This is a genomic window from Pseudomonas parafulva NBRC 16636 = DSM 17004 (genome assembly GCF_000730645.1).
In the GTDB taxonomy this organism is placed as follows: domain Bacteria; phylum Pseudomonadota; class Gammaproteobacteria; order Pseudomonadales; family Pseudomonadaceae; genus Aquipseudomonas; species Aquipseudomonas parafulva.
The window spans coordinates 1-22,422 of the sequence record NZ_BBIU01000002.1 but is presented as its reverse complement, the minus strand read 5'-3'; the positions used below and the strand labels follow the sequence as shown (position 1 = coordinate 22,422).

The window sequence follows — 22,422 nt, the reverse complement described above, 5'->3', positions numbered from 1 at the left end:
CACCCTTGCTGAAAAGGACCTTCATGTACATCGGCAAAGCCGCCCTGCTATCGGGCACTACGATCAAAACCATCCGCCATTACGAGGCCATCGGCCTGCTGCCAACGCCCGTGCGCCATGGCAGGTATCGGGTCTATGACCCGCGAACGGTGGCGCGCCTGAAGTTCATCAAGTGCGCGCAGCAGCTCGGCTTCAAGCTCAAGGAAATGCAGGGCATCCTGCAAGGGCAGGATGATTTTGAGCTGCCGTGGTCGGTCGCTGCCCAGGCGATCGCGGCCAAGAAACAACAAGTGATGGCTCAGATCAGCAGCCTCCAGCTAATGTATGCGGGGCTGGATGCGTTCGAAGCAGAGCTGCAAACGGCCAGCCACCGGTGCGAAGCCGCCACCGGCGGTTAGTGAGGGTTGGAGCTCAGTCTTGCGCAAGTTCCCCCTTGCTAATCGCAACCTTGATCGCCTGGGCGGTCGTAGCCACCCCCAGCCGCCGACGCGCAGAACGCAAATGGTTTTCCACCGTGCGTTCCGACAAGCCCAGGCTGATGGCAATATCGGCTTGTCGGCTGCCGGCCGCCGTCCAGGTAAGCACCTCACGTTCCCGGGCTGTCAGCAGCCTTGCAGCCGAAGTTGCCGGTGCCATCGACAGCCGGCGAGCGGCCCTGAACGCCGCTTCGGCGACAATGACCAGGGCAAGGCAGGCTTCGGAACCGCTCGATACACGTTGACCGCCCAGGCTCATGGCGCCCTCCAGCCCGGCAGGCCCGAAGACAGGCACCTGTACACCCTGCAGGCCGGGCCCTGCCGGGCGGCGGACCACCCGATACCGCTCTGTGCCTGCCTGATGGGTCTTGGACCAGAAGAACGCTTCACGCGCTTCGAGGATGTGCCGGGTGACCGGACAATGCCGCACGTAAGCCTTGGCATCCACTTCCTGGCCATCCTCCCACCACTGCCCCTCTACCCAGAACACACGGTCAACAAGGTCTTCAGCGGTGACAGATACCGAAAACAACACGTAACGGTCGTAGCCCAGAGGCTGTGCGAACTCACGCACAGCCCCCTGAATGGCAGGCAGCGCAGAGGCCTGCTGCATCGTGAGCACCGCCCTAAATGCAGCCTCGGCGGGCGTCATTGACCGTTGGCTTCCTTCAACAACGCGGTCGCCGCCAGCTTGCCCAAGGCATTGCCTGCCAACGGGCTGTCACCGGTCAGCAGCTTACGGTCCTGATGGACGAGCCCGGAGATGTCATCATTGATGATTTCCACACCCAAGGCCTTGAGCCGCTCACCGAACTTCCAGGTGAGGTGGCCCGGCATGTAGCCGATATCAGGTGTCTTGGCATCGAGCGCATCCGGGAACGCGCAGATCTTGTAGCCCTTGAACGCCGAGCCCTCGCTACCCTCGGTGGCACTTGTCGCCAGAAAAGCCGCTGGGCCGTGGCACAGCGAAATGATGAACTTGCCCTGGGCAAAGGCCCATTCGAGCACACGCTTCACGTCAGGGCTTTCGGGCAAGCCGATCAGTGCGCCGTGACCACCTGGTATGAACACACCGATGTAATCCGACTGCTCGCCAAGCGCCTGTTCCAGCACGTCGGCAAGCTTGTGCGGCTGCCTGAAGGCATCACGGTACTTGCTGTAAAGGCCCTTCACCTCGGCGTCTTGCGCGGGCATCGCCCAGTGCTCGAACTTGACCGCGTTACCCGACAACGTCGCGATGTCGAAGGCAAACCCGGCTTTGTCCAGGTGATACATCGGCAGCAAAGTTTCGACTGGGTGATTGCCGGTGGAGAACAGTGTGCCATTGTCAGTGGGCAGGTAACGCTCATCAGCACCGATCACCAGCACCTTCAAGCGCCCACCCGTGTAAGGAGTGGGGTAGTCCGCACCACTCAGGTCAGATGTGGGTGACGTAAATTGGCTCAACGAATACGGCGATGGAAAGAACGCACCGTCTTCTGCCGGGTCTGCGGTTGGGCGTTTGTCTTCGGAATTGACAGGTTGCATGGCGCGTTTCCTCAGTGGATGTCCAAGACATTGATCCTAGGAGGCAAGGCCAGTACTCGCAATGAGGGTTTCCCCCTAATACGGGGATATTTTTAACGCTAATCACTCGCGCACCTGTGCCATGGGCCGGTGCGCTGAGTGACAGCTGATCGGTCCTCTTCGCCCTTACAGTGACTCGCCGTCGTCGATGTCTTCGTCCACTTCTGCCGCGTCAGTTTCATCAGCATCATTCAGCGCGGGCGAGGTAGGTTTCAAAGGGTCATTGATATAGGGCACATCGCTCGGGCCCTTCTCTTCGTTACCTGCGGTTTTCGGTTGCACAGGGTTATCTCCTTGATAGGTTCAGACTAAGGGTTTGGGGTCACCCGGGTTTTCCGGGCGCGGCTCATGGATGGGACAACGGTTATGTTCGGCACGGAAGCCGGATGACATGTCATAGGCCGGCTTTCGGACGCGCATCACACCCCCAAGCGGCCTATGTGCAGCCAGCCCATGCCAGGGGCTGAATGCCATGCCGTCGTCCATGGCACGGACCTTTTCCTCGCTCCAGGCCGCCTGAGGCTCGACTTCGAGCCGGGCTACGGTCACATAGGGGCTGAGGTCTTCCGGCCACTGAACCGAAGCGTCTTCAACAGGCATTTTTTCGCTGTCAGTCGCCAGTTGCACCTGTAGCTCCCACACGCCGCCCTGGGTTGCAAAAAACGCCTCTACGGCGTGGCGCAGGCCATCCGGGTCATCGCTCAAATCGACCTGCTGGTCGGTCAGTGCGGTAAGCGGGGCCGACACGGGCACTACGGCGAGCTTCGCGTAATAGGGACCGTACAAAATCGGCACTACGGTGCTGAAGCTTTCACCCAGGATGTGCGTCTGCGGGTGCCCACCAAGGCTCTTCAGCGTCCCGCTTTCACCGCCGAACGCCTCCACAACTTTCTCGGCACCACGCAGCACGGCAGAGAGGGCTCTCTTGGTGCCGGGCGCCTTATCGGTTGTCTTGGCCAGCATCTTGAGGGTTTTCAGGAAGGCCTTGGGGGTCGCGGCAGTGAACGCCTTGGCGTTCTGCATCACGAAATCCTGGGTGGTGTCACCCTCACTACCGGGCAGGCGGAGCCCGTCCACACCGACCATCTTCAAGGCCAGGCCGCGTGGGGTGGACACTTTGTCATCCAGGATATCGCCAGGGTTGGTGGAGAACCGTAGGTAGGCATCGAACCGCCCCGGTTTGGCGAAGGCGCCCTGAGCCAGGTGCGATGGCAGGCCCGGCGCGACCGTGATGGTGCCCCGCAGCAGGCCATGGCCCTTGGCGTGCACGCTGCGGTAGGCGTGACCATTGTCTTTGAGCGTGATCTCCATGATCTGGCGTAGCGTGTCTTGCAGCTCCTGGCTGGTTTGCGCTTCGTCTTCAGGGATTTGTTCGAAAGCAGGGTCGAACGGCAACGGTGCACCTGCAGCCGGTGTGACGGGCTCATTGTTCATCAAGGCTACTCCGGTCGTCTCTATGGACGGTTAGGGTGTTCGTAACAAGGCAACCTGGGTGCCGCCGCGCAGCCCTCGCCGCAAGGTGTCACCCTTGCAGGTTTGAGGGGCCGGGGAGCCGATAGCGTTCAGCCATCTTGTGGAAATCCGGACAAGTGGAGCTGAACGCTTCGGCCACTTGCCCACCGTCTTCACACTACTTGGTCCGTGACACGGATCGTTTGGGTCTGGGTACGTTCCAGCGGCTGGCTAGCGTGCAAGGTGACGGGTATCGACTTGGCTGCGGGCACCTTGCTCCGCTGTGCGTGGTGCCAGAGCGGCACCAACGGGTTGCATTCCGGGTAGTAGGCGCCGGCACACCCTTCAGGTATGTCGTAGGCGATGATCTGCAAGGGGCCCGCCTCGCGCAGCACCTGCGGTTCGACCGCGGTGCGCAGCAGCACCCAGTCGCCCGGCGCGAAGCCCAGGCGTACCAAATCGCTGCGGTTCATGAACAGCACGCTGCGGGTGCCCTTCACCCCGCGAAAGCGGTCGTCATAGCCGTACACCGTGGTGTTGAACTGATCGTTGCTGCGCAACGTCATCAACTGCAGCACATTGTGCGCATGGGGGCTGACCTGCACGTCTTCATCAGCCTCCAGTTGCTGCGGCGCCACGAACTGGGCCCTGCCAGAGGGGGTCTTCCACTGGCGTTGACCTGCCGGTAACGGGCGGTGGAAGCCGCCCTGCTGCCACATGCGGGTTTCCATGTCGTGGAATATTTCCGGGTAGACCTGGCTGATGGCGGTACGTACCAGGGCATAGTCGTGCCGCCATTCGTCCCAAGGTATGCGGTGATCTGCGCTTAGCGTGGCCTCAGCCAGCCCTGCGATAATCGCAACTTCAGAGCGCAAGTGCTCGCTGGCAGGCTCAGTGGTGCCTTCCCAGCCCCGCACCACACCGGTGCTGTCCTCGGTGCTGTAGGCCTGTACCCTGCCCTCCTGGCGGTCGATCTCGATATGCCCAAGGCAAGGTAGCAACCAGCCCTGCTGGCCAGGCAAGAGGTGGGTGCGGTTGAGTTTGGTGGCTACCTGAACATTCAATGCCAGGTGCTGCCATGCAGCCTCCATGCGCCGGGTGTCGGGGATGGCCCGCAGAAAGTTGCCGCCAAGACCGATGAAGGCCTTGACCTGGCCGGCCAGCAGCGCCTCGCAGCAGTCAACCGTCGCCATGCCCTTTTGCTGGGGCACTTGCACCCCAAACAATGCCTGCAGCTTGTCTGCGGGCACTTTGGACGGGTCTTCCGTAATACCGACCGTGCGCTGCCCCTGTACGTTGGAGTGCCCCCGCACCGGGCATATCCCTGCCCCCGGCTTGCCGATATTGCCCCGTAGCAGCAGCAGATTGACCAGCATTTGCACATTGTCGACGCCGTGGCGATGCTGGGTCATTCCCATGCCGTAGACGATCATCACGCTATTGCTGCGTGCGTACACCGTTGCCGCCGCTTCCATCGCGGCGCGGCCGATGCCTGAATGACGCTCCAGCAGGTCCCAGTCATAGCCCTGCACTTCCCGGCAAAGAGCCGCAAAACCCTCGGTATGCGCCTCGATGAATGCGTGATCGAGCACAGCCGGCAAGCCCTGTTTGAGCGCCGCCTGCTCCATGGCCAGCAGCGCCTTGATGATGCCGGTCACCGCCGCCAGGTCGCCGCCGATTTTCACCTGATGGTACTGGGTGCTGATGACTGTCGACTGCGGCCCAAGCATCTCGCTGGGAGACTGCGGGTTGACGAAGCGCTCAAGCCCACGCTCGCGCAGCGGGTTGAAGGTGATGATCGGCACATGACGCTTGCGAGCCTCCTGCAGCGGGTGCAGCATGCGTGGGCTATTGCTGCCCACGTTCTGGCCGAAGAAAAAGATACAGTCGGTGTGTTCAAAGTCCGTGAGGGTGACCGTGCCCACTGGCACGCCTATGCTCTCCTGCAGCCCCACCGACGTGCTTTCATGGCACATGTTGGAACTGTCCGGAAGGTTGTTGGTGCCGTAGGCGCGGGCGAACAACTGGTACATGAAGGACGCTTCCAGCGATGCCCGCCCTGAGGCATAGAACACCACCTGGTCAGGCGTGAGCCCTCGCAGCTGTTGACCGATCTCGCGGTAAGCCTGCTCCCAAGTGGTGACCTTGTAGCGGTCGGTGACCGGGTCGTAGTGCAGAGGGTGGGTTAGCCGGCCCTGGCGTTCGAGGTCATGGTCATTCCACGTTCGCAGTTGGGCGAGCGTGTGGCTGGCAAAAAACTCAGGGCCGGTACGGTGGCGGGTGATCTCCCACGCGGTCGCTTTCGCGCCGTTCTCGCAGAACTCAAGGGCATGGGGGTCGCCGGGCTTTGCCCAGGCGCAGCTGACACAGGCAAAGCCTTTGGGTTTGTTCTGTTTGACCAGGGCAAGCGACGCCGAAGCCATGACCTGTTCACGCCAGAGGATGGCCATGACCGATCGCGCTGATCCCCACCCTCCTGCGGCATCTTCATAGGGTTTGAAACGCGCTTGAGGGTGAATGAGCGACATGGCCGCCTCGCGTTAAGTTATGTCTGAATATTTCGAGAATGACCACGCTTCGAAAGTTCAAACCCGCAGGATGTCTGGCGATGCAACACGTGGTCGGCGCAGGGTTGTTTTGCGGCGGACATTTCGCCATCATTACAGAGAATCATTCTCATAAAACCTCTGCCATGTCAGTGAGCTCCTCTTCCTCAATGCATCAGCTGTACCTGGCCCACAACAGCTGGCTGAAAGGCTGGCTGCGGGCGCGTCTGGGAAATGCCAGCGATGCCGCCGACCTCGCACAGGACACCTTCGTGCGGGTGCTGGCTGCGCGAAATGTGCCGGATATCCGAGAGCCCAGAACCTACCTGAGCGCCATTGCGCGCGGGCTGATGATCGACCGCTTTCGCCGCCGGGCGGTGGAGCAAGCCTACCTTGAAACCCTGGCGCTACTACCAGAGCCGCAGACCCCATCACTGGAAACACGCCTGCTGGTCATCGAAACCCTTACTGCAATGGATGCCATGCTCGATGGCCTGGGCGCGCGAACCCGTGCGATCTTTCTAGCCGTTCAGCTCGAAGGGCTGACTTACGGCGCAGCGGGAGAGCGCCATGGCGTTTCCGTGACGACGGTGAAAAAACACGTGATCCGGGCCATGACCCACTGCATGCTGCTGGCTCAGCATTACGACGATGCTTGAGCGCGACGAGCTGGAGCAAGCCGCCACCTGGTACGTGCAGATGACAGACATGCCCGGGGATACCGCGACCATCGCCGCGTGGCAGCGCTGGCTGGCGGCTAGCGAGCGACACCGCCAGGCCTGGGCCCAGGTCCAGAGGTTGCATCAGCAATGCGCAGGCCTTACTCCAGATGTGGCCCTGCCTACGTTGGCCTCCATCAGGGCAAGGCGCAGGCAAGTGGCGAAATTGCTCGGTGTGCTGCTGGTCGCTGGGGCAGCAGGTACCGGGGCGCTGATGGCCAGACCGCTGCCCGCCCGCATGGCGCAGTACCGTACCAACAAGGGCGAGCGACAGGACCTGCGGCTGCACGATGGCACCCACCTTGTGATCAATGCCCAGAGCGCCGTAGATATCGATTACACCGAGCACTGGCGCAAGGTGTACCTGCACGAGGGTGAACTGCTGCTGGAAACGGCACCCGATGCGGCGCACCGGCCATTGCTGGTGCTTACGGCCGAGGGCAGCGTGCGAGCGCTGGGCACCCGGTTCAGCGTCTCACGCCAGTACGACCACAGCACAGTACAGGTGTTCGAACACGCAGTGGAGGTACGCCCGCTCGACACGCCTTCCCAGGTAGTACAGCTGGAAAGCGGTCATCAGCTGACCTTTGATCGGAAAGGTAGCGGCCCTGCCTCGCTGGTACCGGCGGCCAGTGATGCATGGACCCGTGGCATGCTCGTGGCCTTTGACTGGCCTTTGGGCCAGGTGGTAGAGCAGTTACGCCGCTATCGGCCAGGCTATCTTGGCTGCGCCCCCTCAGCCGCAAGCTTGCGGATAACCACGACATTGCGTCTGGACGACAGCGATGCAGCGTTGGGCAACCTGGCGGGCGCCCTGCCCATCCGCGTGCGCTACCTGACCCCGTATTGGGCCTGGATTGACCTGGCCTGAATATTTGAGCAACAGGGTTGCTGATTTTCATTCTCGCCCGGCCATGCATTGAAGCGGCGAGTACGGCCGCACCTTTGCCCACATTTATGAAGGACATACGCATGATGCGCCGCGCGTTTAACGTCGCCAGCCCCTTGGCCAGGGCCATCCCTCTTGCATTGCTCACCCTGATTGTCGCCCCCGCCACTGCGTTGCCGCTTGCTGCGTCGGCCAGTGAGCAGACAGCCCGCTTCGACATCCCGGCAGGGCCACTGGGCAGCGTGCTGGCCCAATTTGCCAACCGCGCTGGCATCAACCTGTCGTTTATCAACGAATACACGGATGGCCTGCAGTCTCGCGGCTTGCAAGGCGCCTACGACGTCCAGGGGGGCTTACGCACTTGCTGCAAGGTACCCGCCTGCAGGTGCAGCGCGACAACAACGGCGGCTACTTGCTGATGCCCCTTGCCGAGGGCGGTGACACCGCCCTGGAGCTGACTGCACTGAGTATCTCCGGTAAAGCTCCCGGGGCAGTCACCGAGGGTTCCGGCTCGTATACCACCGAATCGTCCAGTAGCTCCACACGGCTTAACCTTTCACTCAAGGAGACCCCCCAGTCCATCACCGTGCTCACCCGCCAGCGCATGGAAGACCAGAAACTCGATACCCTCACCGACGCACTCGATGCCACTACCGGCATTACCGTCATCAGGGAGAGCCTGGGTGCGGACAGCACCGTCTACATGTCCCGCGGCTTCGCCATTCGCAATTTCGAAATCGATGGCGTCCCCACCTCGGCCAACATGGACAACTACACCCAGAACACCGCGATGTACGACCGGGTGGAAATCGTACGCGGCGCTACCGGGTTGATCAGCGGCATGGGCAACCCGTCAGCCACCATCAACCTGATCCGCAAGCGGCCCACTACTGATCCCCAGGTACAGCTGTCTGCCGAAGCCGGCAGTTGGGACCGCTACGGTCTGGGCGTGGATGTGAGCGGCGCGTTGAACGATGCCGGCACCCTGCGCGGGCGCCTGGTTGCCGACCACAGGGACCAGCATGCCTGGATCGACCGCTTCAGCCAGGAACTGTCCACGCTGTATGGCATCACCGAACTGGACGTCACCGATTCAACGCTGCTGACGCTGGGCTTCAGCCACCAGGTCAGCCACAGCAATGCACCCATTCGTACGGGCTTTCCGTTGTTCACCGAGGACGGTGGGCGAACGCACTTCAGCCGCTCGTTCAATACCGCGCCGAGCTGGAGCTATTACGATCGCCAGCAAAGCACCCTGTTCACCTCCGTGGAGCATCAGTTTGAAAACGGCTGGAACGGCAAGCTGGAGTACAGCCATGCACGCAACGCCTATGACACCGTCATTGCCTATGTAGACGGTGAAATCGACCCAACCACAGGCGGTGGCGCCACCATCAACCCGACCCGCTGGAAGGCCGCCCCCACCCAGGACAGCCTGGACGCCTATCTGACCGGTGCCTTCCCGTTCCTGGGGCGCGAACATGAATTGATCGGCGGCGTGACCCTGTCACGCACCGAAGAGCGCGGCACCTCCAACTACGGCGGCTGGCAGAGTGCGCGCACCGGCTACGACGACAGCATCGACAATATCTTCACCTGGAACGGCCGCTCTCCCAAGCCGGTGTTCACCAAGGCCGGCACCACCGACATGACGGAAACCCAGTACGCCGCGTACCTGACCTCCCGCTGGCACCTGAGCGATGCCGCAAGCTTCATCCTCGGCGCGCGGGTAGTGGACTGGAATCGGGTAAACAAGAGCGCACTGTACAGTGGCACCCGCCAACGTACCGAACGCACCGAGAACGGTGTAGTGATCCCTTATGCCGGGCTGGTCTACGACCTGAACGACACCTGGACGGCCTACGCCAGCTACACGCAGATCTTCAACCCGCAGAGCAACCAGGTGCGCGATGTCAAAGGCTCGCCCCTGGATCCCCAAGAGGGCACCGGCTACGAGGTGGGCTTGAAGGCAGACTTCTTCGACAAGCGCCTGAACGCCAGCCTGGCCGTGTTCCGCGTCGAGCAGGACAACCTTGCGGTGGCCGATGGCCGCTTGCTGCAGCCCAACGGCTTCCAGGCCTATCGGGCTGAAAGTGGTACCACCAGTGAGGGGGTGGAGCTGGAGGTCAACGGTGAACTGGCCGAGGGCTGGCAGGTCATGGGGGGCTACTCGTACAACGTCAGTTTCAACTCGAACGATGAGCGCATCGTTACCGAGATTCCGCGCAACAGCGTCAAGGTGTTCACCAGCTATCGCCTGCCAGGCGAACTGGACAAATGGACCGTGGGCGGCGGTGTGAACTGGCAGAGCGAGACAGGCTATGCACTGAGCTACGCCACTACCCAGAGCAGCTACGCGATCGTCAACCTGATGACCCGCTACCAGGTCACCCCGGCGTTGTCAGCCACGGTCAATATCAACAACCTGTTCGACAAGGAGTACCTCACCACTACCGCGGGCGGTATCTACGGTGCACCGCGCAATTTCATGACCACCCTGCGCTACACCTACTGAACCAAGCCGTGGGCTCAGGCAGAGCCGACCCAGGGATGCCCCATCACCCACTGCAAGGTCAGCCCCAACATCAGCTTGCGCTCGGCCCTGGCACGCTCCTCTGCCAACGTGCCGATGGCGTCGAGCGTGGGCTTTTCGGCCGACGCCTGGGTCTGCTCCAGCAGCGCTTCGAGGCGGTCGTGATAGGGCTGGTTGAGCACCTCGAAGTGTTTGGCGCAGGTGGCGTGCAGGTAATCCACCCAGAAAGGCCGCTCCAGCAGCGACTGGGCGACCTTGGTGTCGGTTTCCTGCGACAGGATGGTGCTGGCCGCCTGTTGCAACTGGGCTTCGCTGACATTGGAAAACAACCGGTGATACATGTAGCGCGGTTGCGCCGGAAGCCCCAGTGGCCTGACCAGTGCTGCGCGGTAGGCCAGGTGGACTTCCACTTCATCGTGCAGGCCATAGGGATTGGCAGCGCGGGCCTGCTCGATGTGCTGGCTGGCCACCCGGTCGACCTCGTCGAGGCGATACAGCTCACGGCCAAGCTGCACCAGTGCCGGGCCGATGTCGGACGCTGCCAAACCGGCGATACGCGTGACCACCAGTGCACGCACTTCGAGCAGGCTCAGTATCAACAGCATCTGGTCTGAGCAGGTGCGGGGGCCTGCCGCCTGCTGGAACATGGCCTGGCGCACCTCGGTGTTTTCCACGCAGGCTTCGATGAGCGCCCAGATGCGTCTGCGCAAGTCCATGCCCTGGTACTCGTAATCCGCTGAACGGCCCAGGTCGTGGATGAAGCGCATCAGGTCATCACTGCCGGGTTCTTGTGACAACTGGGCCCAGTGCATTTCGCGAACCCTACGCTGAGTGGCATCCAGGCCGTCCAGCCAACGCTCCAGCGACTCCTGCCCCCCCGGCCCATGCCTGCGCACAGGCAGCATGGCCGTGCCTTGCGCCCCCAACGTTTCGCGCAGGGTTTGCTGGGCTTCATCAGGCATGGCGTTGTCATGCAGGCTCAAGCCGGCAAGCCGCCTGTGGGAATGGGCCAGGGTCGGGCTCATGTCCTCGACACGGTTGTCGCGCAGGTCGATGTCTTCAAGGGTGGGGTGCATGTAGACCTCGACCGGCAACTCGGTCAGGCCGGTGCTGCGCAGCGACAGACGCTGCAGGTGGAGCAGGCTGCCAAGCGGGGGCAGAAGTGCGATGGGGTTGTACGACAGGTCGAGCGTGCGCAGGCGCTGTAAGGCGGCGAGCCTGGCCAGGCCAGCCTCATCGATCACCACCTGGTTTCGGGCCAGTGACAACGTCGTGAGTTGGGTCAAGGCCTGCAGGCCATCTGGAATACCGCCCAGCAGGTTTTCACTCAGATCAAGGGCCTGTATCTGGGTAAAGCGCTGCAAGAAACCCGGGGTGATGGTGTGTAGGTGGGCACGCCGGATGGACACCTGGCTGACGTGCTCGAAGGTGATCGCTTCGGGAAGCACCGGCAAGCTGTCGATGCGCTCGCTGTCGATGACCAGACGGTACTGGCCGTCAGCGTCCGGGCGCTTGCGCCGCCAGCAGTGGCGAATGCGCCGGGCAATCTGCCGACGACGCTCCGCCAGCGGTGCTGCGGTTGCCTCGCGCCGCCAGGCCGCCAGGCTTTCGTTCAGGTCCAGCAAGCACTGATGCAGATGCCGCAAGTGTTCCCAAGGGGTGTCCCCGCGCAACCGCACGGTTTCAAGGTAGGCCTCAACGTCCACATCCTTCAGCGTCGGGAATACCTGCTGGTAACCGTGCAGCAAGGCGCGGCGTGAGCCTTCCGCTCGCCCGCTGAGCGGGTAACCCAGGCGGCCATCGCCCAGCCGCCTGGGCGGGCGTACCCCTCCGGCAACGGGCGCCATTGCCAACAAGGTGGCTGCCTGATCCCGGTCGGCGCTTGCGCGGTCCGCCAGGGCGCTGGCAAGGCCGCGAGATGAGGCGTCAGCCCCCGCAACAGCTTGACGCTGTTCAGCATCCATGTGCCAGAGCAAGGCCTGGAACAGGTCATCGCTCGCCAGCGCGCCGGGCCGAGCGACACCCTCGCTGTCGGTGGCCAGGTAACCCTGGGGCGTGCGAATCAGGCAGCGCGTTTCCAGGGCGGTCGCACTGCCTACCCGCGCAAGCACATCACCCTGCAGCCGAGCGTCGCGTACCTGAACCTGTACCCCGGCCGGCCATGGCGCCAAGTCATCTACCAGGCCCAGGGCCAGCTGCTCAGTGTCGGTCGTGATAGCCGCCGGCTGCTCGAAGCCCGCACAAGCCCTGTCCAGCCAGGCGTCACGCAGTAACCAGCGCGCCTGCTCGGCCATGGCCAGCGGAACCCGCTGCTGCTCCAGTAGTTGGCTCAGTTGGCTGCCGCTGGCGTGTTCCACCAGCGCGCGCCCAGCCCTGGTAGACAGCGTGGGAAAATCGCGATGCAACGGCTGCGCGGCGCGGCTGGGGGTGCCCTGCATGTGCTGCCAATGGGACTCGAAGGCCTCACCGCGCAGCCTGGGGAACCACTCATGCAGCTCATGGCGTTGAGCGGCATCACACAACCGCGCAGGTGCGGGGGCGTTATCGAGCTGCAACAGGCGCACCTGGTTTTCGTTCATGGCCACCGTGCGCAAGAGCCGCTTGGCCAACGCGTCACTCACTGCCCCCAGGTTGGACCCCAGGCGCCGCACCAAAAGGCCTGCCCCTTGCCAGTCCTGGGGGCGTTCCAACCCATGCCGGACGCCGGATGCGCCGTTATCGTGCAGGGTGATGGCCGGCGCGTCGGGCCGTGACGGATGGATCACCGTCGGCACGTGATTGTCGTCGCCCAGCGGGTACGCCTTGTTCGAGATAGACACATGTAACCGGCCCTGGAGCGTGCCCCGCTGCCCGTGTGCAAGTGTCTGCTCTGGCTCTGCGTAGCCCGGGAGGTCGGTGCGGGCCAGGCGCAGTTCGCCGTTCCAGAGGCGCACAGGGGCCAGATCGTCCACCGCAGCCACCCGCGCCGCCAGCTTGACGGCCACTGCCTCGGCCGCAGCACCGCCGGCCATCATCGCAACGCTCTCGGCCACTGCCATCAGGTGCGCCAAGGCCGCCTCGCGGTCGCCCAGCGTCCAGTCCTGGTAGCCTTCGTACACCTCGTCCGCCAACTGCACTGCGGTCAGCCCCAGCAAGGGCAAGGCCAGCCCCGGGACGAAAAAGCTCGCGATCCCCAGCGCGTCGAGCCCTACCCCTTTTAGCCAGTGCATGCGGCGGTCGCGCTCCACGCTGTCGACCTTGGTGGTAGGTACGGCCAGTGCCTGTGCATCCTCCAGCAGTGTGTCTACCTGCACTTGGCGCAGGTGAGCGCACAATGGCCCCTCGATACGCTGCCAGCGCCCATCAAGCTCGATGGCGTCCTGCGCGCCTCCGGTGCCCAGCAAACGCTGTAACGCCTGGCTGAAAGGGACGCGGTCCTGTTCCTTGATGAAGCGCTCGAAGAACCTTCGGTAACCTGGGTCGCGCAAGCGTGCGCCCAACGCACTGAACCACTGTGCCCAGGAGGCATAGGTACGCATCGCGCCCGCGGGATCATCCGGCACCCAGGCAACTATCCGCTGCAGTGTCGAGGCATCGTCATGCTCCTCGAACACCACCAGGCCGCACATCTGGCGGCCAAGCAAACGGACATCGTTGGCAGCCCACCCTGCCGAGTCACTGGATGCACGTACGGCGTTCGTCACAAGCGCAACTGCTCGCGCATCCAGGTTGCCTTGAGCGCAAGCCATGTGCGCGGCGGCTACCAGCCGGGCGCGCCAACCCTCCTCCAGCACCGACTCGGTTTGGTGACGGCGGGTGTTGTCCGCCAGCAACACCTGCTTGAGATGCTGCTGGTAGGCGCCCCCTATATCCAGTGACCGGCACAGGCCGGCGAATGCCCGGGGCCGCCAGGCGACCGGCTGGGCCTGTGCGTCGAGCAACGTCGAGTTCTGCAGCCAGGCTGTTTCGGCAGTTTCATGCAAGGTGAAATTGTGCAGTGCGCAGGCGAGCAAACTCTGCTCGAAGGTAACGGGGACAATGCCGTCGGGCGCCAAGCCTACGCTGGAGGGGTAACGGATATGCACGGCGCGGCGTAGGGTGGCGAGGCGAACGTCCAGCGGCGGCTGCACTTTTCTGGCCAGCGCCTCGCTGAGGAGCGTACTGGCGAAGGTGTCCAGCGGCTGAATTTGGCGCAGCAACGCCTGAACGGCCTCGCGTGCACGCTGCTGCTCGGCAAGCGCCTGTTGCAGCGCCGTCAACTGCTCGGCAGTAGCGTTGGTCAGCCACGCTGGCAAGCGGCTGGCAATGAAGGTATCGACAGATGTATCTGCAAAAGGAAGTGTATCCATGGTGAGCTCCGTCATGGCGAAACCCTCATGGAGCCTGGATCACACGCCGGTGCAGCGGTATCTATCTACGCTTGCATCAGAAATACCTTGCAAGCTTACCCTCCCCTCCTACCACCACATCCGCTACAATCGCGCCCGGGTGCTAGCTGCGTGGTGCAGTGATGCAGGTTAAAAAACTACGCAGGTCGGGCCGCCATGCGGGAGTTCCTGCGCCTATGCATAACACCCAACTGCCCCGAGCCCAGCAATTGGCCGAACGTGCCCTCGCCCGTTTCGAGCACTTCCTTCACATCGAGGCGGTCAGTGGCGTCGTCCTGCTGATCGCTGCCATCGCCGCCCTTGTCTGGGCCAACTCACCTGCTGCTGACAGTTACGAAGCCCTGTGGCACACCCCGATAACCCTGGGTGTAGGTTCGCTGGTGTACGCCCAACCGCTGCACTTTTGGGTAAACGATGGGCTGATGACCATTTTCTTCCTGGTGGTCGGCATGGAGATCCGCCGCGAGATCCATGAAGGCGCCTTGGCCAACCTGCGCCAGGCAACCTTGCCGATGGTTGCCGCCATTGGCGGGGTGGCCGTGCCGGCACTGGTTTACCTGGGCTTTGGCCACGCAGCTGACGATCAGCGGGGCTGGGCGGTACCGACCGCCACCGACATCGCATTCGCCGTTGGGGTACTGGCCTTGCTCGGCAAGTCGATCCCGTCCAACGTGCGGGTTTTCCTGCTGGCCCTGGCGATCATCGATGACATCATCGCCGTGCTGATCATCGCCGTGTTCTATTCCGGTGGGCTGGACTACAGCGGTTTCGCGGTCGCCGCCCTGGGCCTTGCGCTGGTGGTAGGGCTGCAGCGCATTGGTGTCGGCTCCGCCTACGCCTATGTCATCCCGGGCGCCATTACCTGGGTGGGTGTGCTGATGACCGGTGCCCACCCGACGCTCGCCGGCGTGGTGCTGGGCCTGATGACCCCGGTCACTGCCCGCCCTATGCGCGAAACGCCACTCGAAGCAGTGACCCGCTTCACCCAGGAGCTGGTGGGCCGCGCCCGCAACGCCGGCAAGGCCCCTGGCGACTTGCTCAGCCCGCTGAAGCACCTGCGCCTGGCGCAACGGGAACTGCTGCCGCCTGTGGTTCGCGTGCAAAGCGCCCTGCACCCGTGGGTGGCCTACGCGATCATGCCGGTGTTTGCACTGGCCAATGCCGGGGTGAGCGTGGGGGGCGTAGACCTGGGGGCCCAGGCGCCTCACGGGGTGATGCTGGCGGTAATGCTGGCGTTGGTAGTGGGCAAGCCCGTCGGCATCATCAGTGTCAGTTGGCTGATGGTGCGCTTGGGGTTCTGCTCGCTGCCCGCAGGCGTCACCTGGAGCGGCATCACCTTGATCGGCCTGCTGGCCGGCATCGGGTTCACCATGTCGATCTTCATCGCCAACCTCGCCTTCATCGACCCAGCAACGCTCGGGGCGGCGAAGCTGGGTGTGCTCTCAGCCTCCGTCATCGCCGCAGTACTGGGGCTGGTGTGGGGAGTATTGAGGGTACGCAAGGCCTGACCAGTGACGTGACCGCTGCGCCACGGCGCAGCGGGTTTCACTGCCCTGCAGGCAACCTGCCCCTGCGCCGCTCGTCGTGCCAAGCCCAATCAGACTCAACGCAACCGGCGCTACCCATTCGAACAGGTATGAGCATTCTCAACTGCAGGAGCTTCTACCATGCGCGAATACCCTACCCCGCCCTTCCCATCCCAGCCCCAGGCCGTGCCAGGTTCCCAGCGCAAGATGGAGCCGGTACCCGATTGCGGCGAGCATAGCTACAAAGGCCATAACCGGCTGGAGGGCAAAAAAGCGCTGATCACCGGCGGCGACAGCGGCATTGGCCGTGCAGTGGCCATTGCCTATGCGCGAGAAGGTGCCGACGTGGCCATTTCCTACCTGGACGAACACGAAGACGCCAAGGAAACCGCCCGCTGGGTGGAAGAAGCCGGGCGCAAGTGCCTGCTGCTACCCGGTGACCTGGCCCAGAAGCAGCAATGCCGGGCTATCGTCGAGCAAACCGTCGCCCAGTTCGGGCGCATTGACATCCTGGTGAACAACGCAGCGTTCCAGATGGCCCACGAGGCCTTCGAAGACATCGACGATGATGAATGGGTAAAAACCTTCGACACCAACATCACCGCGATTTTCCGCATCTGCAAGGCCGCCCTGCCATCGATGCCCAAGGGCAGTTCGATCATCAACACCAGCTCGGTCAACTCGGACGACCCGTCTTCATCGCTGCTGGCCTATGCCGCCACCAAAGGCGCCATCGCCAACTTCACGGCAGGCCTTGCGCAATCGCTCGCCAAGCGCGGCGTGCGGGTGAACAGCGTGGCACCGGGCCCGATCTGGACACCCCTCATCCCCGCCACCATGCCTGATGAGGCCGTTCGAAACTTCGGCTCTGGCTACCCCATGGGTCGCCCGGGCCAGCCGGTGGAGGTGGCCCCTATCTACGTCCTCCTGGGGTCTGACGAGGCCAGCTACATCAGCGGCTCGCGCTATGCCGTCACTGGCGGCAAGCCAATCCTGTAAAGCGACGTCAGGCAAGCCGGAATGGCTTGCCTGCACACGCCATCACGGCATCAGAATGGCCTGGGGGTGATCGATGCAGGGCACGGGCACCAGGCTTCGGTTGGCCATCAGCCACTCGCGCATACGCACGGTATCGAATATCTGCCCTTCTTCCATCATTGCCAGTATCAGGTCCTGGGACATTCGGTAACACCCGCACACCGCACATTGGCGCTGCTCCCAGCCACTGCTGCACTCGATGGACTCGGCCTGCCCCGCGCATATCAGACAACTCATGTTAGCCCCCTATTGTTCTTGTTCAGCTGCGAGCAGCTGCAAGGTCAACCCGGCTGCGCCGTGCCCGCATTACATGAGATATCCATGCCAACCTTAAAATTCCCTGACAATGCCCTGACGTTGTCAGCCAAATAGCGTCAGGCCAGCAATTGGCTCAACACCGCCCGTAACTTGCCCGGCTTGACCGGTTTGTTGAGTATCGGCATGCCCAGCGCCTGCAGCGCACGGCGGCACGGGTCGCTGCGGTCTGCCGTGATGACTACCGTAGGGATGTGCTGGGCGAAATGCGCCCGCAGCCGGCAAGCCACATCGCAGCCCAGCACACCATGGTCAAGGTGGTAGTCGGCCAGAATCAATTCAGGCGCCTGGCCCTGCAAGGCCAGCAAGGCAGCCTGCTGGTCGGTGGCGGTGACCACTTCGCACCCCCATTGGCCCAGCAACGCGCCCATGCTTTGCAGAATGCTCGCTTCGTTATCCAGCACCAGCAGGCGCCGCCCCGGCAGCGGGTCCCCCGCCATCGGCAGCACCTGGCAGGGGCGAACCTCCACTGGCAGTGCATCGGCCAATGGCACCTCGATGCTGAACACCGAGCCCCGCCCCGGCCAGGAGCGCACCTGTACCGAATGGCCGAGGATCTTGGCGATGCGCTCGACGATGGCCAGCCCCAGGCCCACACCCTTGCGGTCGGCAGCGCGGCCCACATCCAGCTGGTTGAACTCAAGAAAGATGGCCCCCAGGCGATCTTCGGCGATGCCCCGCCCGGTGTCCCAGACTTCCAGCCGCAGGTACCGCCCGCGGCGCCTTGCCCCCAGCAATACTCGGCCCTCGGCGGTATAGCGGAATGCGTTGCTGAGCAAGTTGCGCAAGATACGGGTCATCAGCCGCAGGTCGGTGCTGACGGCATGCTGCCCGAACCGGGCACGCAACGCGATGCCTGCTGCATCGGCCACCGAGCGGAATTCCGACACCAGCGGCGCGAACAGCGCCTGCAGGTGATACACGGCAATGTCCGGCTTCACCGCCGCCTGGTCCAGGCGGGAAATGTCCAGCAGGTCGGTAAGCAAATCCTCGGCGCCTTCGAGGGCCTGGTGGGTACGCTCCACCAGCACCTGCTCGGCTTGGGGCAGCTGCCGCTCGCGCAGGGTCGAGATGAGCAGCCGGGCGGCATTCAGCGGTTGCAGCAGGTCATGGCTGGCGGCAGCCAGGTACTTGTCCTTGCTGCGGTTGGCGGTTTGCGCGGCGTCCCTGGCATCACGCAGCGCCCGGGCAATCTGCTTGCGCTCGGCAATCTGCTGCTGCAGGTTGCGGTTGGCCTCCAGCAGCTCGTCGGTGCGGGCGGCTACCCGCTGCTCAAGCTGGTCATTGAGCTGCTGCAGGTGTTGCTGGGCCAGCTTGCGCTCGGTGATATCGGCCACGAACCCCTCGACCAAGGCTTGCTGGCCGGGCTTGAGCAGCAGGTTCATCAGCACATCGACAGGGCTACCGTCCCGGCGCCGCAGGCGGGTTTCGTAGCCATGCAGGCTGTGCTCGCGGGCCAGGGTGGCGGTAATCGCCTGCAGCTCCTGAGCGCCGCCGACGAACAGGTTGGCGGCGAGGTCCTTCAGGCTGACCAGCACAGCCTGCGGGTCGTCATACCCCAGCATGCGCGCAAGCGCCGGGTTGGCGGCGCGCATGCCGTCTTCCAGGCTGGCCTGGAAAATGCCATGAACTGCGTTTTCAAACAGCCACTTGTAGCGGTTTCGCTCTGCCTCCAGTTCATCCAGCCGGGCGGCCAGCTCGGGGTAATGGCTCTTGCGCGCCGAGTGGTCACCCAGGCCCAGCAACCCGGCCAGCGCCCGCTGCTGCTCCTCAGAGGGCCTCGCCATACACGACCTCCACGTCGCGCTGGCTGGAAGCGCGGGGGTTGGTAAGAATGCACGGGTCGCCCATGGCATGCTGGGACAAAAACGGTATGTCGCTGGTACGCACACCGTGCAGGCCCAGGGTTTCATGGAAGCCCATGGCGTGCTTGAGGGCGATCAGGTGCTCCACCAGGCGCGCGCAGATCTGCCGGTGGTTCAAGCCCCGGCAGTCGATGCCCATTACCTCGGCAATCACCTTGAACCGCTCCGGCGCCGAGCTGTAGTTGAATGCCACCACATGCTCGACCAGCACGGCATTGCACAACCCATGAGGCAGGTCGAGAAAGCCGCCCAGGCTGTGTGACATGGCGTGCACCGCACCCAGGATGGCATTGGAAAACGCCAGCCCCGCCTGCATGCTGCCCAGCATCACTTTCTCGCGCAGGCCAATGTCGCGGGGGTTGGCGATCATCTCCACCAGGTTGCCATTGATCAGGCGCATGGCTTCCAGGGCATGGGGGTCGGTCAGCGGGCCGTGCCCCGTGGAAACGAACGCCTCGATGGCGTGCACCAGCGCGTCGATGCCGGTACAGGCCGACAGGAAGGGGTCCATGCTCAAGGTGGTCTGCGGGTCGATCAGCGACACATCGGGCACCACCGCCTTGCTGACGATGGAGAACTTCATGCGCTCCTGCTGGTTGGAGATGATCACGAACTGCGACACATCCGCCGATGTACCGGCAGTGGTCGGGATGAGGATCAGCGGCGGGCTAGGCACGCGGATCATGTCCACCCCTTCGAACTCGAGAATGCTGCGGCCATGGGCGACCACGATGCCGATGGCCTTGCCGCAGTCCATGGGGCTGCCGCCACCCACCGCAACGATCACATCGCAGTGGTGCTCGCGGTAGAGGTCGGCGCCGAGCATCACCTCTTCAACCCGGGGGTTGGGCGATACCGCGCTGTACAGGCGATAGTCGATGCCCTGCGCCTGCAGGCTGGCCTCGACGTCCGCGACCCAACCGGCAGCGATCACGCCGGGGTCACTGACCACCAGTACCTTGCGCGCGCCGAAGGTTTTGGCGTAATTGGCCACGTTGTGCCGGCAACCGGCACCGAAGATGATTTCAGGCGAGACGAACTTGCGAAGCGGGCTGAAACTCTGGCTCATGGGCAAGCCTGTTCTTATTGTTCTGGAAGGTTAGCCGCCAGCGTAATGCATCCCCCAGCGAAAGCAACCAGACCAAAGTGCCAACCAGGCGTGTGGCCGGCGCCGGCCGCCGTCGTGGCGGCCGGTGCCTGATGCCTCAACGGTTGGCGAAATACATCGTCACTTCAAAGCCGATGCGCAAGTCGGTATAGGCGGGTCGGGTCCACATGGGCAGGTCCTCTTCTTGTGCCGGGCGATTCCGGTAACGGCATTAATGCACGGGGGGCGTCACGGCCAAATGCTACTTTGGAACGAACTTTCCCCCGGCAGGGACAGGCGGCGGCACTACTTCAGAAGAAGCCCAACGGGTTGATGTCGTAGCTCACCAGCAGGTTCTTGGTCTGCTGGTAGTGGTCGAGCATCATCTTGTGGGTTTCACGCCCCACGCCAGACTTCTTGTAGCCACCAAAGGCAGCGTGGGCCGGGTACAGGTGGTAGCAGTTGGTCCACACGCGCCCGGCCTTGATGCCCCGGCCCATGCGGTAGGCGCGGTTGATGTCGCGGGTCCACACACCGGCGCCCAGGCCGAATTCGCTGTCATTGGCAATGGCCAAGGCTTCGGCCTCGTCCTTGAAGGTGGTTACACCCACCACCGGGCCGAAGATTTCCTCCTGGAACACGCGCATCTTGTTATCGCCCTTGAGCAGGGTCGGCTGGATGTAGTAGCCGCTTGCCAGGTCCCCCTGCAGCCGCTCCGCGCTGCCACCGGTGAGCAACTGCGCACCCTCGTCCTGGGCGATCTGCAGGTAGGAGAGGATCTTGTCGTACTGCTGCTCCGATGCCTGGGCGCCCACCATGGTGTCGGTGTCCAGCGGGTTGCCACGGGTGATCTTGGCGATCTTCTTCATGACCTCGGCCATGAAGGGTTCGTAGATCGATTCCTGGATCAGCGCACGTGAGGGGCAGGTGCACACCTCACCCTGGTTGAAGAACGCCAGTACCAGGCCTTCTGCGGCTTTTTCGATGAACGCAGGCTCGGCCTGCATGATGTCTTCGAAGAACACGTTGGGTGACTTGCCGCCCAGCTCCACGGTAGAGGGGATGATGTTGTCGGCAGCGCACTTCATGATGTGCGAACCCACCGGGGTAGAGCCGGTGAAGGCGATCTTGGCGATGCGCTTGCTGGTGGCCAGCGCCTCCCCTGCCTCGCGGCCGAAGCCTTGCACGATGTTGAGCACCCCCGCCGGCAGCAGGTCGGCGATCAGCTCGGCGAACACGGTAATCGACAACGGCGTCTGCTCGGCCGGCTTGAGCACCACGCAGTTGCCGGCAGCCAGCGCCGGAGCCAGCTTCCAGGCGGCCATCAGCAGCGGGAAATTCCAGGGGATGATCTGGCCCACCACGCCCAGGGGCTCATGGAAGTGGTAGGCGACCGTGCCTTCGTTGATCTCGGCCGCTCCACCCTCCTGGGCGCGGATGCAGCCGGCGAAGTAGCGGAAGTGATCCGCCGCCAAGGGCACGTCGGCATTGAGGGTTTCGCGCACAGCCTTGCCGTTGTCCCAGGTCTCGGTCACCGCCAGTAGCTCCAGGTTCTGCTCGATGCGGTCGGCGATCTTGAGCAGTACCAGGGCGCGGTCCTGCACCGAGGTTCTACCCCACGCGTCGGCTGCAGCGTGGGCAGCGTCCAGGGCCTTGTCCACGTCTGCGGCCGTGGAGCGCGGGAATTCGGCAATGGGCTGGCCGTTGACGGGCGAGCTGTTGGTGAAGTACTGCCCAGCCACCGGCGCAACGAACTCGCCGTTGATGAAGTTGCCATAGCGTGGCTTGAAGGACACGACGGCGCCTGGGGTTCCGGGTTGTGCGTAGATCATGCTGAGCCTCTGCGGGTCGATGCCTGTCCAGCGACAGGCGATGCAGCGATGGTATGAAGCCCGCGCAGGGGGGCGAATGCATCGTTGGCAGGGGGCGGCTCGTCATTTGGTCGTAGGCGCGTGCGGCGGGTTCCCATCTCAGACAACCCAAGAGCCTGTGGAAACTGTCTTCCAAAAAACTCTGAATGCTGGCGCAATTCAATTTGTGGGA

At 63.3% G+C, this 22,422-nt stretch carries 18 protein-coding genes; 7 read left to right on the top strand and 11 right to left on the bottom strand.

What is annotated here, in order from left to right; all coding sequences use genetic code 11:
• Window positions 1-23: 23 nt before the first annotated feature.
• On the top strand, window positions 24-398 hold the full coding sequence (locus PPA02S_RS00290) for a MerR family transcriptional regulator (RefSeq protein ID WP_028634274.1): 375 nt from the start codon (window positions 24-26) through the stop codon (window positions 396-398).
• Window positions 399-411: 13 nt separating this feature from the next.
• On the opposite strand, the gene PPA02S_RS00285 is transcribed toward PPA02S_RS00290, so the two are convergent.
• From PPA02S_RS00285 to PPA02S_RS00270, 5 genes are all read right to left on the bottom strand, one after another.
• Window positions 412-1,128, bottom strand: a complete 717-nt coding sequence (locus PPA02S_RS00285; RefSeq protein WP_028634275.1) for a PA1136 family autoinducer-binding transcriptional regulator — start codon at window positions 1,126-1,128, stop codon at window positions 412-414.
• Window positions 1,125-2,003: a glyoxalase III HchA gene (gene hchA, locus PPA02S_RS00280; RefSeq protein ID WP_028634276.1), complete on the bottom strand. Its 879-nt coding sequence runs from the start codon at window positions 2,001-2,003 to the stop codon at window positions 1,125-1,127. Before hchA ends, PPA02S_RS00285 begins: the two co-directional genes overlap by 4 nt.
• Before the next feature lie 165 nt (window positions 2,004-2,168).
• On the bottom strand, window positions 2,169-2,324 hold the full coding sequence (locus PPA02S_RS23145; RefSeq protein ID WP_169338818.1) for a hypothetical protein: 156 nt from the start codon (window positions 2,322-2,324) through the stop codon (window positions 2,169-2,171).
• Between the two features lie 21 nt (window positions 2,325-2,345).
• Window positions 2,346-3,476, bottom strand: a complete 1,131-nt coding sequence (locus tag PPA02S_RS00275) for a catalase family protein (protein ID WP_042141101.1) — start codon at window positions 3,474-3,476, stop codon at window positions 2,346-2,348.
• Between the two features lie 191 nt (window positions 3,477-3,667).
• Entirely contained in the window at window positions 3,668-6,022 is a 2,355-nt protein-coding gene (locus PPA02S_RS00270; protein ID WP_028634277.1) for an FdhF/YdeP family oxidoreductase, read from the bottom strand.
• A gap of 164 nt (window positions 6,023-6,186) precedes the next feature.
• Here PPA02S_RS00270 and PPA02S_RS00265 point away from each other — a divergent pair, with 164 nt between their 5' ends.
• From PPA02S_RS00265 to PPA02S_RS00255, 4 genes are all read left to right on the top strand, one after another.
• Window positions 6,187-6,699 carry a sigma-70 family RNA polymerase sigma factor gene (locus tag PPA02S_RS00265; protein WP_028634278.1) on the top strand — a complete coding sequence of 171 codons (513 nt, stop codon included), beginning with the start codon at window positions 6,187-6,189 and terminating at the stop codon, window positions 6,697-6,699.
• On the top strand, window positions 6,692-7,630 hold the full coding sequence (locus tag PPA02S_RS00260) for a FecR domain-containing protein (RefSeq protein ID WP_033728067.1): 939 nt from the start codon (window positions 6,692-6,694) through the stop codon (window positions 7,628-7,630). The genes PPA02S_RS00265 and PPA02S_RS00260 overlap by 8 nt, the downstream gene beginning before the upstream one ends.
• 104 nt (window positions 7,631-7,734) lie before the next feature.
• Window positions 7,735-8,067, top strand: coding sequence for a hypothetical protein (locus PPA02S_RS23255; RefSeq protein WP_245614619.1), 333 nt, complete (start codon window positions 7,735-7,737; stop codon window positions 8,065-8,067).
• The gene (locus PPA02S_RS00255) at window positions 8,010-10,163 is read left to right on the top strand and encodes a TonB-dependent siderophore receptor (RefSeq protein WP_245614618.1); all 2,154 of its coding nucleotides are present in this window, start codon (window positions 8,010-8,012) and stop codon (window positions 10,161-10,163) included. Before PPA02S_RS23255 ends, PPA02S_RS00255 begins: the two co-directional genes overlap by 58 nt.
• Before the next feature lie 14 nt (window positions 10,164-10,177).
• Here the strand turns inward: PPA02S_RS00255 and PPA02S_RS00250 are convergent, their stop codons facing one another.
• On the bottom strand, window positions 10,178-14,509 hold the full coding sequence (locus PPA02S_RS00250) for an NEL-type E3 ubiquitin ligase domain-containing protein (protein WP_161629591.1): 4,332 nt from the start codon (window positions 14,507-14,509) through the stop codon (window positions 10,178-10,180).
• A 215-nt stretch (window positions 14,510-14,724) separates the two neighbouring features.
• Between PPA02S_RS00250 and nhaA the strand changes: the two genes are divergently transcribed.
• Both nhaA and PPA02S_RS00240 read left to right on the top strand, forming a co-directional pair.
• Complete coding sequence (nhaA, locus tag PPA02S_RS00245; protein ID WP_028634280.1) at window positions 14,725-16,056, top strand: Na+/H+ antiporter NhaA; 1,332 nt, start codon at window positions 14,725-14,727, stop codon at window positions 16,054-16,056.
• Window positions 16,057-16,215: 159 nt separating this feature from the next.
• Entirely contained in the window at window positions 16,216-17,073 is an 858-nt protein-coding gene (locus PPA02S_RS00240; RefSeq protein WP_028634281.1) for an SDR family oxidoreductase, read from the top strand.
• Between the two features lie 42 nt (window positions 17,074-17,115).
• Here the strand turns inward: PPA02S_RS00240 and PPA02S_RS22925 are convergent, their stop codons facing one another.
• The 5 genes from PPA02S_RS22925 to exaC all read right to left on the bottom strand — a co-directional run bounded on the left by PPA02S_RS22925 (window position 17,116) and on the right by exaC (window position 22,211).
• Entirely contained in the window at window positions 17,116-17,349 is a 234-nt protein-coding gene (locus tag PPA02S_RS22925; RefSeq protein ID WP_154660085.1) for a hypothetical protein, read from the bottom strand.
• A 137-nt stretch (window positions 17,350-17,486) separates the two neighbouring features.
• A complete protein-coding gene (locus PPA02S_RS00235) occupies window positions 17,487-19,214 on the bottom strand; it encodes a PAS domain-containing hybrid sensor histidine kinase/response regulator (RefSeq protein ID WP_028634282.1) in 1,728 nt (575 codons plus the stop codon).
• A complete protein-coding gene (ercA, locus tag PPA02S_RS00230) occupies window positions 19,198-20,361 on the bottom strand; it encodes an alcohol dehydrogenase-like regulatory protein ErcA (protein ID WP_028634283.1) in 1,164 nt (387 codons plus the stop codon). Before ercA ends, PPA02S_RS00235 begins: the two co-directional genes overlap by 17 nt.
• 136 nt (window positions 20,362-20,497) lie before the next feature.
• Window positions 20,498-20,569, bottom strand: a complete 72-nt coding sequence (gene pqqA, locus PPA02S_RS22410; RefSeq protein WP_080667878.1) for a pyrroloquinoline quinone precursor peptide PqqA — start codon at window positions 20,567-20,569, stop codon at window positions 20,498-20,500.
• A gap of 121 nt (window positions 20,570-20,690) precedes the next feature.
• Window positions 20,691-22,211: an acetaldehyde dehydrogenase ExaC gene (gene exaC / locus PPA02S_RS00225; protein WP_028634284.1), complete on the bottom strand. Its 1,521-nt coding sequence runs from the start codon at window positions 22,209-22,211 to the stop codon at window positions 20,691-20,693.
• Between the last annotated feature and the right edge of the window lie 211 nt (window positions 22,212-22,422).